At 41.8% G+C, this 12139-nt stretch carries 11 protein-coding genes and 1 other annotated feature; of the genes, 5 read left to right on the plus strand and 6 right to left on the minus strand.

The features are described from left to right. Positions 1-2: 2 nt before the first annotated feature. Both FC98_RS06700 and FC98_RS06705 read left to right on the plus strand, forming a co-directional pair. Positions 3-239 carry a helix-turn-helix domain-containing protein gene (locus FC98_RS06700; RefSeq protein WP_172633917.1) on the plus strand — a complete coding sequence of 79 codons (237 nt, stop codon included), beginning with the start codon at positions 3-5 and terminating at the stop codon, positions 237-239. Positions 240-260: 21 nt separating this feature from the next. After that, positions 261-1469: a CPBP family intramembrane glutamic endopeptidase gene (locus FC98_RS06705; RefSeq protein WP_155805106.1), complete on the plus strand. Its 1209-nt coding sequence runs from the start codon at positions 261-263 to the stop codon at positions 1467-1469. Positions 1470-1601: 132 nt separating this feature from the next. Here the strand turns inward: FC98_RS06705 and brnQ are convergent, their stop codons facing one another. The 5 genes from brnQ to FC98_RS06730 all read right to left on the minus strand — a co-directional run bounded on the left by brnQ (position 1602) and on the right by FC98_RS06730 (position 8392). Further along, positions 1602-2990: a branched-chain amino acid transport system II carrier protein gene (brnQ, locus tag FC98_RS06710; protein WP_008856504.1), complete on the minus strand. Its 1389-nt coding sequence runs from the start codon at positions 2988-2990 to the stop codon at positions 1602-1604. An 83-nt stretch (positions 2991-3073) separates the two neighbouring features. Next, positions 3074-3335, minus strand: a binding site (T-box leader). Between the two features lie 134 nt (positions 3336-3469). Beyond that, positions 3470-4864 (minus strand): MFS transporter, encoded by a 1395-nt coding sequence (locus FC98_RS06715; protein ID WP_420805286.1) that lies wholly within the window; start codon positions 4862-4864, stop codon positions 3470-3472. A 243-nt stretch (positions 4865-5107) separates the two neighbouring features. Continuing rightward, positions 5108-5764: a helix-turn-helix domain-containing protein gene (locus FC98_RS06720; protein ID WP_008856502.1), complete on the minus strand. Its 657-nt coding sequence runs from the start codon at positions 5762-5764 to the stop codon at positions 5108-5110. A gap of 406 nt (positions 5765-6170) precedes the next feature. After that, entirely contained in the window at positions 6171-7388 is a 1218-nt protein-coding gene (locus FC98_RS06725; protein WP_008856501.1) for an aminotransferase-like domain-containing protein, read from the minus strand. Next, on the minus strand, positions 7385-8392 hold the full coding sequence (locus FC98_RS06730; RefSeq protein WP_056949345.1) for a ketopantoate reductase family protein: 1008 nt from the start codon (positions 8390-8392) through the stop codon (positions 7385-7387). Before FC98_RS06730 ends, FC98_RS06725 begins: the two co-directional genes overlap by 4 nt. Before the next feature lie 641 nt (positions 8393-9033). Here FC98_RS06730 and FC98_RS14660 point away from each other — a divergent pair. Both FC98_RS14660 and FC98_RS06735 read left to right on the plus strand, forming a co-directional pair. Continuing rightward, positions 9034-9204 carry a hypothetical protein gene (locus FC98_RS14660; protein ID WP_008856498.1) on the plus strand — a complete coding sequence of 57 codons (171 nt, stop codon included), beginning with the start codon at positions 9034-9036 and terminating at the stop codon, positions 9202-9204. Between the two features lie 124 nt (positions 9205-9328). Then, positions 9329-9853 carry a GNAT family N-acetyltransferase gene (locus FC98_RS06735; RefSeq protein WP_040471366.1) on the plus strand — a complete coding sequence of 175 codons (525 nt, stop codon included), beginning with the start codon at positions 9329-9331 and terminating at the stop codon, positions 9851-9853. Between the two features lie 72 nt (positions 9854-9925). Here FC98_RS06735 and FC98_RS06740 read toward each other — a convergent pair whose 3' ends face one another. Continuing rightward, the gene (locus FC98_RS06740) at positions 9926-10909 is read right to left on the minus strand and encodes a TDT family transporter (protein ID WP_008856496.1); all 984 of its coding nucleotides are present in this window, start codon (positions 10907-10909) and stop codon (positions 9926-9928) included. A gap of 234 nt (positions 10910-11143) precedes the next feature. On the opposite strand from FC98_RS06740, the gene FC98_RS06745 reads away from it, so the two are divergent. Further along, a complete protein-coding gene (locus FC98_RS06745) occupies positions 11144-11974 on the plus strand; it encodes a LysR family transcriptional regulator (RefSeq protein ID WP_008856494.1) in 831 nt (276 codons plus the stop codon). Positions 11975-12139: the final 165 nt, after the last annotated feature.

Raw genomic sequence — 12139 nt, forward strand, 5'->3', positions numbered from 1 at the left:
GCTTGCCATTGATTAAAGTGACCATCGATAAAGTTCTTTTAGACCGTCAAATCACCTCTAAGATGCTGGCAGCGGAGATTGGCATCACCCCTGCCAACCTATCAATACTGAAAACCGGTAAGGCCAAAGGAATTCGGTTTGCGACCTTAGCGCGAATTTGTAAAGTACTAGATTGCCAGCCTGGTGACATTCTGACGTATGTAGCCGATGATGCCACCGATGACGATCAACTGGCATAAAAGTTAACGGAGGAAATTGTCTTGAATCGAAAATCAGGCTTTTTATTATTGAAAATTGAGTGCCTATTAATTGCACTCGTAGTGATCACGATATCTTTACTGAAGATCAGCTTCCTACCAGTTCCAAATAGCTCGTTGATCCTCGTTATCGTCAATTTAATGGCTGCACTTCCGCTGATGAGTCAGCCAAGGCGGGCGCTGATAATTGCTAATAACTTTTTTAAACTATTATTAATTGGTGTTTTTCCTTCCTCACTTAGTCTTGCAATCTGTCTGCTAGGCGCACCACTTGTTGCAAAATTAGCGATTGCAAACTGGTTTGTCGCCATTATTGTTTTAACTTGCTTTGGATTACTTTCATTGCCATTCCTAAAGGTCACGCTGCTGTCATTTCAAACAATTGGATGGCAGATCGCTGGTAGCATTACGCTTATGATGACGTTTACCTTAATGTGGTTTAGTTTTCGATTCCTGAACTTTTCAATTAACATCGGTAATCCAATCATGTGGTTATCCTTCTTAATGTCATTTAGTATTTCCATTTATGCTATGAACCAGTGGGGTTACCGTTTTCCGCGGTTTAGAATTAATTCGAAAGTTAATTATTGGTGGTTAAGCTTAGCCATTGCGACCGGCCTACTGAACTTAGGAATGTCCGCTGGTAGTTGGTCACACTTGTTTACAAGGTTTCAACTTATTATTGATACCCATTCCCTAGCGGCCATTTCATTCACGATTTTGTGGGTTGGCATTCGAGAAGAATTTATGTTTAGGTACCTGTTTTTATGGCCGCTATTATCAATTAAAGCAAAGTCTGATCAAAAGAAGGTCGTGTGGGCAACTTTGATTAGTTCTGGCGTATTCGGGTTGTTTCACGCTGAACATTTATTCTCTGGACAACAACTTCTCCAAACTGGTTTACAAATTTTTGCCGCCTTTGGGGTTGGCATGTTATTCAGCGTGATCACCTTATATACAGGGACAATTTGGATTACCGTCATCCTTCATCTTATGATTGATCTGATTGGCTACCCAATGACCACTTCCAGTACATTTGCGGGGTCAGGGATGCCCATCTACCTGACTGAATTTATTATCATCACCCGAGTTATTGAATTGATCGTTGTCTTCCTCATTTTAAAAAACAGGAACGCCCAAGCAGCTTTCGCACAAACGCTGCGGCGAATCCGCAAACCAAATCGCAATCACGATATGTTAAAAGAAGGGTAAAAAACAGACTGGCGGGGTTGGTGCAAAATGATTTCTTGCATCAACCTCGCTAGTCTGTTTTCTATGTGTGGCTATTCAGCCAAGATTAAAGAACGCTATGTCAAACAGGTATGCCATTAAAATCTTATCATTCTAATTGTTATTAGTAGAACTCTCAGATTCTGGTAAAGAGGCCTTAGTAAACTTTGAAATTGCCCAGCTGCCCAATAATGCAATTAGCATGAATGGGAAGAAGTCCAAGCCAACGCTATATAGCGGGATATGATTGCCGGCCCAGGTGTTAATTGCAGAGATGAAGGCTGTGTTGGCAAAGATTGGTGGTAAATTGTGAATTAAATCCAGAATAGCGGGAATCATGGTAAAAGCAATCGTCGACTTATAGATTAATTGGCGTCTGCCAATCAACGGCCGCATAATGCCCAGGATAATCAGCGCAATTGCCAGCGGGTAAAGGAAACTCAAGATTGGTGAGGAGTACAAAATAATTTGATCCAATCCGAAGTTGGCAATGGAGAACGAAACGATTGTCGCAAAGATCAAGAAACGGTGGTAACCAATCTTAGGGAATCGGCGGCCCCAATCTTGGGAAAGTGACGTGATAAGCCCAATTGAGGTTGTTAAACAAGCAATCAGCGTTAAGGCAGCTAAGATTGAAGCACCAGCCATGCCAGTGTAGTGCTGCATAATGGTGGTAAATGCGGTACCACCGTCAGCACTCAACTTAGTGTATGACAAGCTAGAAGCACCTAAAGCAATTAGGAAAATGTAAATTAAGGCTTCAAATCCCATCGTCAGCGCGCCAATCCACGCAACTGATTTGGAACGTTGCCGGTTGTCTTTTTGACCAAAGAGCTTAAGTGCAGTAACAATGGTAACCCCAAATCCTAAGCCGGCTAAGGCATCCATCGTGTTATACCCTTGTAGAAAACCATTGATTAATGAACCAGTTCCCTTACCAGCTGCTGGCAGGAGTGACATACTGCGCATGTCGCCACCCTTTAAGAAAAAGGCAACGAAGAATAGGAATGCTAGCAACAATACCAGAATTGGGTTCAAAATCTTCCCAACGTTTCTAGTGATCTTATTCTGATTATAGGCAAGTAACAGTGTTGCTCCAAAGAATAGCAGTGAGAAAATGAGGAGGCTCATTTGCGTCCAAGCCTTAGGAATAAATGGTTGAATTCCCATTGAAAACGTTACGGTTGCTGTCCGGGGTGATGCAATCAATAGCCCTAATGACGAATGGGTTAAGATAAGGAACGCCAGGGCAAAGATTCTCCCAGCGGGCAATGCCAAGTCGTACATACTGCTACTTTCAGTCATGCTAATAGATAAAATCGATAACAATGGCAAACAAATTGCAGAAACTAAGAAACCAATGGCGGCAGGTAGCCAGTTTTGACCAGCCATTTGCCCTAAATGAATCGGAAAAATCAAGTTACCAGCACCAAAGAACATCCCAAATAATAATGATGCGGTAATAATGTATTGCTTACGCGTTAAATAAATCTTTTTGTCCATATCGCATTTCCTCCTGTGTGAATCGGTTATTTGACTAAATTTGATTGACAACGAAAAAAACGTCCTTAGCTGTTTTATAAACAGCTAAGGACGTCTGCACGTGTTACCACCTTTATTCCTAATTATCTCACAATAATTAGCTCGAAAAGTACGACCTAGGCCAAGCCGGCTTAGCCTAAGTGATACTCCATTGCGGTAATGGGCGCATTCCCAGTAACGACTACATTGAAAATCATCGTTACAACTTGTAGACTACTTTCGTTATCAATCCGACTGCCCCATCGCACCAAGTCGAGGCTCTCTTCAAGTCGTTATGAAAACTACTCTTCTACGCATCGTTTTTTGCATATCTCGTTGTCATTGCTTAGAATTTTATCCACTCACTATGAGAATGTCAAGCACTTTTCTTAAAAAATGTGAAAATAACTTATTGTAGTTTGGGTGAATCCATTGGTAGCACTAATTTCTCAGTAACCAAATTATTTTGCGGACCGAAATAGTTTGCGAAATAGGATAAAGTTGATAATTCCAATAAAAGCCAACATACCAAAAGCGACCTGACTGCCGGCCGCAATATTTTCGGCGTTAGAAAAGTTCGCCAGATTAACCGAGGTCATCAACGTCGCAATGATCGTTGTTCCTAATGAACCCGCGACCATATTCCCGGTGCCATATAGTGCATTGGCATCATTTCGTTCATCCCGATTCAACTTTTCAAGCCCGTACGCCATACTATTACCAAAGGCCATTGACCTTCCCGCCGCAAAAATCGTATATAAGATAATAATATTCATGATACTGATATGCTGACCAAAAATTGTAAAGATCACCAAAGGAATAAAGAAAAGGGTGTTCCCCAAGTAGAGCGGTAACTTACCCCCCAAATGATCCAGCATCCAACCATACAATGGCTGACCAAACCCGTTCAAAATACTTCCGGGAAGTAAAATCAACCCACCAATAAAGGAACTGGCACCATTGACCATTTGTACATAACTCGGCAACATGAAATTAATCCCAATATTCGAATATTGCAGTAAAACGTAGGGTAAGAAGCTAAACAAAAAAGCGGATCGTTTAAAAACTGATAGTTTGAAAAGGGCCTTTTGACTATACTTAGAACGCCAGCCAAACAAGCCGAACATCACAACGCTTAGGATGATATAGACCGAAAATTTAATTAAGACATGGGGCTGCCCAAGGATGTTGAACCCCATCAATAAACTAATCAGGCCAATAGAAAGTAGCCCAAACCGCAACCAGTCAAACTCATAGTGTTCGGTTGGTGAATATTGTTTGATAATCAACACACCTAAAATGAGCAGCACCAAAGTAACCGGCACAGTAATCCAAAAGATCATTCGCCAACTGGCAAACGCCACGACAGCCCCACCAAAAGTTGGCCCGATCGCAGGGGCTACCAACACGATTAGGTTAGCCATTCCCATGTATGTGCCTAGTTTATGCGGTGGAACGACATCGAGGATAATGTTATTCATCAAAGGACCCGTTAAGCCGACACAACCAGCTTGGATAATTCGCCCAATTAGAAGCAGCCAATAAGAAGTAGCAAGCCCACACATAATATCGCCGACAATAAAAAGAAGGGCAGCGGAAATAAATAATTGCTTATTCGTAAATCGCCGTTTTAAAAATGCTGAGGTGATGGTCAGTAACGCCACTGTCAACAAATACCCTGTCGTCACCCACTGAACCGTTGCTAGTGAAATTTGAAAGTGTTTCATGAGAGTTGGGAAGGTCACGTTCATTGAGGTTTCCGTTAAGACCCCCATAAAGGTCATTAGGGCAACAACGGTGATTGCAAGGAATGGATGTTGTTTGGTATCATTCTGGTTTGCGTTTGAGTTTGCGATTGAATTCATGAGCTGTCCCCCTATGACTGAAATAAATTGATACCTATACATCGTACCATTTACTAACATAAAATGGATAGCAATTTTAGTAAAAATAGCAAAAGCAACATGAACCGTACAAAGTCCAGGCAGAAGCTACATGTCATCAGCTTCTACCTGGACCCGTTATGATACCTTTTCTAATTCTCACTTTAATTAATCATGCTGGTACATCCCAACCAACACAAAGATGTCTCTCACCAATCAAATTCCAAAGATTTTAATCAGATAAAAGTTGAAAATTGCCCATATAATCAAGACTCCCAAAATAACGATACCGATAACCCATAATATGGTGTGCTTTTTAGATGCTATTTCAGGACCACCGCTTCCTTGCTGAGTATAGGCTGAGTTTAAGCTTTCCGCTAATGGGAATTTCCGAAAAAGTTGTGGATCCAGCCAATTGACTTCAACAAGTTTAATAACGCCAAATCCCACTGGCCACAAAATCAGCCAAACAATACCACCAACATCTAATATCATGTCATTATATGTCAAGGAAAGTAGCGCTGCCAGCAACACCATTAAAACAATGAACCCGATGTTGATACAGGTATGATAGAATTTTTGCAACGCAGACCATTTGCGAGTTTGCTCTGCTTTATTATGATCAAACGTCATAATTTCTTGGCCTTTATCTGAGTCTGGGAGTGACTCAAATAGATCATTTATTTGAACGTTTAGTGCCTTTGCAATTAAATTCAAGGTCTCCAAGCTACCATCTTCTCCGGATTCCAATCTCTGAATTGTCCGCGTATTAACTTGACTCACTTCGGACAAATGTTCTTGAGTCCAACCACGTTGTTTTCGTAAACTTGCAATTCTTGTTTTAGTCATCATTAAGGTTTCGAAGGGGTTCATGAGCTAGCTTAATTACCGCTTCGAATACTCCTTTCAAGTAAATTTAAATCACTCGTGCATTTATGATTCACCTAAAAGATAGCACATCTTACGCAACGGTAACACGACAGCGCCACGACAAAGACCCGACAGTTAACAATTGCGGGTATCTCCTACGTCAAAAATAAAACAATCTAAAAATTAGACCCAGTTAAAAGCGAAATCATGACAACTTCTAACCAGATCTAATTTCCAATTATTTAATGAAACATATAATAACCACTCACGATAGTTATCATATAATTTACACTGCTATATTATGTGTCAGGCTGCTGCCTGAAGTGATGCTTATGTGAATATAGATTCATACAATGTTACACTACTTCATTAAGAATGCGAGTACCATCCCCTTAACCGAATTTGATAATTAGGACTGTTCCGTTACTTTTGCTCGTTGACCTACTCCAATCGTTTCCTTAATCGCATCCCCTAACCGTTTAATACCAACCTTAATCTGGTCTTCTGACATGTTTGAGAAATTCAATCTAAAGGTTCCTGGGGTCACCTTGTCTGGGTAGAACGGCTCTCCTGGTACGAAGGCAACGTTATGGCCGACGCACGTCTTGAATAATTCAATGGTATCAATATCACCCGGCACTTCGACCCAGATGAACAGGCCACCTTGGGGATGACTGTAATGAACCCCCGCTGGGAATGATTTTTCAATTGCAGCCATCATCACCTTTTCTCGCTGGCGGTAAACGTTACGAATTTTACTGATATGGTCATCAATATCGTTATCTGCCATAAACTGAGCAACGATATACTGTGTTAAATTATCAGAATGAACATCGGCAGACTGCTTCATCAAGCTGTATTTAGGCATCAAATCCTTGTTCATGACCATCCAGCCCAACCGCAACCCTGGTGCTAAGATCTTCGAGAAGGTGCTCAAATAAATTACCCGATCCTCAGTATCATAGTATTTAACCGGTTCAATATCATCACCAGCAAACCGAATTGCCCCGTACGGATCGTCTTCCATAATCATAATGTCAGCTTTATTAGCAATTTCGACCATTTGTTGGCGCCGTTCAGCGGTCATCGTCCGCCCGGTTGGATTTTGGAAGTTTGGAATGGTGTAAATAAACTTGGTATTTGGATTATCAGCGACGGCTTGTTGTAAATCGGCCATCTTCATGCCGTCATCATCCATTTCAACCCCGACGATATGGGCACCATAGCTCTTAAAAACATCTAGGGCACATAGATAGGTCGGCTTTTCCACGATGACGGTATCACCCGGGTTAACGAACATCTTAGCTGTTAGATCAATTGATTGCTGAGAACCAGTGGTGATCATGATATTGTCAACATCACAATTGATTCCCTGCCGATTCATTCGCTGGGTGATTTGGTTTCTTAAGTCGGGGTTGCCGATTGCCGAAGCGTATTGTAAAGCTGAGCGGCCGTTTTTATCAAAAACTTTATCAGCTGCTTGCTTTAATGCTTCAACCGGGAACAATTCGGGTGCGGGTAACCCACCCGCGAATGAGATAATATCAGGACTACCAGCAACCTTTAAAATATCGCCCACCGGATCGCTATCACTTTTCGGAACTCGATTTGAAAACTGGAAACTCATACGCGAACACCTGCTTTCTTGTTACTATCGACGACATTTTCCTGTGGTTGATGGTACTTTCGCATCATTTCAGCCATATGAACTTCGTGAACCACAAACTCGTGCGTGCGGCAGACGTAATCGTGCTGGCGGCCAATCTTGGCGATATAACCATTGATATAATCAACTTCGGTTGGCCGACCCTTGGAAAAGCCTTGGTACATTGATGGGTAATGATACTTGTATTCCTTACTGACGGTGATAACGGAATCAACTTGTTCTTGACGGGTTGAAATGAGGTAAATACCCGCCCGTTCACAAGCATCGTAGGCTTCGTCAAATAACTGACGGGACATCTCCCGGACCCCTGGGTATTCGATAAACTGGCCCATCTGCATTTCAAACATGGTACAAAGAGTGTTTGTCACGGCATTGAAGACCACTTTTGACATACACATGCCCTCCCACTCATCGGCAAAAACTGGCCCTAATTTAGCTTTCGTAAAGTCATCAAAGATTGCTTGAGTGGTTGCATCCGGCTTTTCATTATTATAGCGGGCCATGTGCATCACTTCATCACCCTCAGCTCCCATAAAATCGATGTCTGCTGGGCCATCCATTCGCGTGGCAATCATCGCCGTGCCACAAATGATATTAGCTTTAGGGAAATAGGTCGCAATTTTTTCAAAATGTCCCATTCCGTTCATGGCTGAAAAGACATATTGGTCATCGTGGAAGATCCCAGCGGCACTATCCCGCGCTAATTCATCAGCTAACTGCATTTGCTTTTTAAACACAATCCAAACATCTGGGTGCCCCTGATATTCCTCTGGCCGATAAATATTGATGGGAATCACCCGTCTATTTTGGTGGTCACGAGCAACTGAGACGCCACCCTGTTCACGAATTTGCTTAATATTGGGTTCCCAGGTCTCGATGAAGTCAACGTCGACTCCGGCCTTTTCTTGTAACATTACGCCATACCTTACTCCCATTGCGCCTGCGCCAATAATGCCGTACTTCATAATGACCACTCCTCTTATTTTTGATTAGGACAGCTGCGCAAAGCAATAATCTGCGTGTAAGCACCTTTGAGAAAAATTCCAAACCCGGGAATTTCTTCCAGAGGAGACTTACACTCCGATCTCTAACCGCTTGGATACGCTCACTTAAAACCAACTAAAAAATGCCCTCTGGTTATTAAAACCAAAGGACGTTAAGTTCAACGTGGTACCACCTTAATTTGAATTACCCTTACAAGTAATTCCTCTTAACCCACAAGAAACGAATTCTTAGGGGCTGCATGTTAATGGGTGCCACCATTTCACCTCGAAAAGTGAACTTACTTGGATCGATCTTTTGCCTTCACAGTTTTAATACCTTCACACCAAATCGGTACTCTCTTTGTAAAACTGTAACGCGACTCCATCGACTCAAATCATTTAGTCGTATTTAAATGTTGAATGAAGTGTAGCTCCTTAGAGATGATCCTGTCAACACCTTTTTTAAAATTTCATTAGGGCAGTCTCATCAAAATGCCATTTTACCAACGGTTTAAGTTCAATTATTTTTTATCACTTAGTTACTATTGCAGGTGCTTTGGCAGTATCGCTAATTTCCGTTATACTTTATACAGCATTACATTTCAAAAAATGAGGTGAGTTAAGTGAGAATCCTAGTGACCATTGCCAGTGTGGTTTCACTAATCCTTTGTTTAGGGGCAATGGCGTTTTTGGCAGTGGGGAAAAACCAGATTGCCTTTGCTTTTCTAATCATCGGCTTAGTCATCATGATTATTAATATGTTCTTCTCAAGAAGAATTAACAAACCTCGATAGCAATCAAGGTTTTCGATTTTTGAATTGTGGTTTGCGTTTTAACAACCATTTAAATTGTAATTAGTTGCCAATCAACCAAGATTTGTTTCACAATGGAGACGTCACAAAGGTGGGGAAATTTATGATGTTAATCAGAACAATTCGCCAAGAAGATTACTCAGCAGTGGCTGATCTGCTTAGGACGACGTTTTCTAAAACGGCCAATGGTTATCGTAATGAGGCCGAACTCGTTGGTAACATTCGCTTAGATCCTTCCTATCACAAAAAGCTAGAAGTCGTCGCCGATGATGACAATCAAATCATCGGTCACGGTTTACTAAGCGAAATCAAGGTGATTAACGCTGCCAACTCGTTTACAGGTCTCTGCCTAGCTCCGTTAGCTGTTCAACCAAACTTTCAGAAGTCTGGAATCGGAACTGCTATCATCAATGAACTTGAGAACCGGGCAATTAACCAGGGATACAAGTTTATCAGCGTTCTTGGTTGGCCAGAATACTACCCGAGGTTTGGTTATCATAAAGCTAGTGATTATGGGATTAAGCCGCCATTCCCCGTTCCAAACGAAACTTATATGGTCAAACAGCTTGTTCCAAATGGCTTAAGTAACGTCAACGGAACGGTTAGATATCTAGAAGCCTTTAATCGATAACGCCAAAAAATCTGGTCTGCCAAAATGGCAGCCAGACTTTTTTGTGATTATTTTTATCAAATTGGATTTCTACTACTTACCAACCGTCTCATCGTCTGATGTTATGACCTTTTTACTCTGAAACCCTTCAACTGCAAGTTTTAACAAAAATTTCCCATAGCGGACAACGACAAATGCCACCATAACCGTTGCCAAGGTAATTTCCACGTCAACGACAGTGCCAATGACTGCATTTAGCCCATTTGCCAGGTTGAAGCTGTGATTCCATAAATTTAACGCGGTAGCTGAGATAACCAGCGGGAATGTGAACGCCCCAAAGCTTGGATAGAATGACAATTTGACGTACTTCAAAATTTTGATCAACGTTCCCCAATATAATCCCTGTGCTAACAATACCATGACTAATGAAAATCCCCATGAAGGTGATTGTGCCATTGATAAATAACCAGTCAGACACAGTGAAGCCGGAGCTGCCATAATGGTCAATAGCGGTAAAGTTGCTTCAAACATGAATTCCCGTCTAAGCAGACGGATACAAACGATCGGCAATAGGATTGCGTACAAACCTAGTGATAGCCATAAGACCGGCCCACCAATTGCGGGGATAAACGCACTGGCCGTTACCGGAATGACCCCAATCCCGACAAAAGTCACAAACCAACTTGGATAAACGTGATCCAATTGAACAGAAGGCCGCAACAAGTGACGATAAATGAAATAGCCCATAATCACAAACTGCAAAACAATGGCTGTTAGCCAGACCACCATTGCGACAATTGGCAATCCCCAAGCCTTCAAAAACGTGCTGATAATCATCAACGACATCGTAAAAGTGGGTGCAACCGACGCAATCACTGGATCATTTAAATCCATCAAGCTATTTTTAAAATGAACACTAATTTTGGCAATTATTAATAGGATCAAGAATAAGGACAAGATGCCTAAACCATTTCCGGCGACTGGGAATCCGATTGCTTTGAACAAGTTTCCTAATGACGCAATCCCGAGGATTAAGCCACATAATGGTAATGGTAATTTTTCTAAGAATAATTTCATATTTTTTCTCCTGTCCTAATAAAGTGAGCGGAGTCAGGCGCTTAGAAACCGGAATATAAGTCTCCTTGGGTAGAAATCTCTGGTTTTGAGATTTTTGCCCAAGGTGCTTATATGGAGGTTTCTGCCTGGCGCAACTGTCCTATTTGATGATTTTCATTATACCGACTGTGATACAATAAATAAAATCAATAATATCAATATTTATTATAAGGGAACTTTATAGGTGATGATTAAATGTTTAAATTTTTAGAAACTTTCATGGTGGTTTACCGAACCCACAGCTTCTCATTAGCGGCCCAGCAGCTTTTCATTACCCAGCCGACTGTATCCAATCAAATCAAGCAGTTGGAATCGCAACTACATACAGAACTATTCGAGCGCAAGAGCCGCCGAGAAAGTGTCCCAACCCCGGCCGCAGATATTTTGTATAAACGCAGCGCCAAAATTCTAGATGATTGGCATGATATTCATACAGAAATTGTCGACTTGCAAGCCAGCAAGAAAGCTCACGTGCGCTTTGGGATCTCCCAAACCATTTCGCGCATCTTATTTGCGAAAATTGCTAACCAATTGAATTTAACCGAACCCCACATTAACTACGACGTGACCGTTTCAAATTCTGAAGGAGTCTTAACCCAGCTGGAAGACTACCAAATTGACTTGGGGATCATTGAGAAACCCTTGGTAACCGAACACGTTAAACGGATATCAATTGGCAAGGACCAGCTGGTTAAGGCTGGCACCCCAACTGGTACGTGGATTACTCGTGAGGCGGGATCTGGAATTGGCTACTACACGGAACAATACTTTAGGGAAGCCGACATCCAACCCATTCGGCTCATCCACGTGAACAACAGTGGCTTAATTCGCCGGATTGTCTCAACCGGCGTCGGCCAAGCACTGCTTTCTTCTCGAGACGTTCCAGAAAACGTTCAGGTAGAAACTTTAGGCAATACGTTTATTCGCGATTTCTATTTATTAGTCCGTGATGAAGATCTGCAAGTACCACTCTTAACGTCCGTAACTGAATTAATTACCCAGGTTTCTAAAAAAATGACTATTTAAACGTCAAAAGAAGGTGGCAGTTACATCTTAATCGATGCGGTCGCCTCCTTTTTTGATAACAAACTGGACGGACATATCACCAATGGGGAAAATGTTGGCTGCTATTCCTTACGTCCTTTGGATATTCCCTTAAATCAAGCTTTTTCTGTTACATCTCTCTTTGAG

It is taken from the genome of Lentilactobacillus kisonensis DSM 19906 = JCM 15041, assembly GCF_001434135.1.
Lineage (GTDB): Bacteria > Bacillota > Bacilli > Lactobacillales > Lactobacillaceae > Lentilactobacillus > Lentilactobacillus kisonensis.

Coding starts and splice junctions, on each gene's coding strand:
- FC98_RS06745 (WP_008856494.1), top strand. CDS start 11,144: ATGTTTAAATTTTTAGAAACTTTCATGGTGGTTTACCGAACCCACAGC.
- FC98_RS06720 (WP_008856502.1), bottom strand. CDS start 5,764: ATGAACCCCTTCGAAACCTTAATGATGACTAAAACAAGAATTGCAAGT.
- FC98_RS06730 (WP_056949345.1), bottom strand. CDS start 8,392: ATGAAGTACGGCATTATTGGCGCAGGCGCAATGGGAGTAAGGTATGGC.
- FC98_RS06735 (WP_040471366.1), top strand. CDS start 9,329: ATGTTAATCAGAACAATTCGCCAAGAAGATTACTCAGCAGTGGCTGAT.
- brnQ (WP_008856504.1), bottom strand. CDS start 2,990: ATGGACAAAAAGATTTATTTAACGCGTAAGCAATACATTATTACCGCA.
- FC98_RS06740 (WP_008856496.1), bottom strand. CDS start 10,909: ATGAAATTATTCTTAGAAAAATTACCATTACCATTATGTGGCTTAATC.
- FC98_RS06725 (WP_008856501.1), bottom strand. CDS start 7,388: ATGAGTTTCCAGTTTTCAAATCGAGTTCCGAAAAGTGATAGCGATCCG.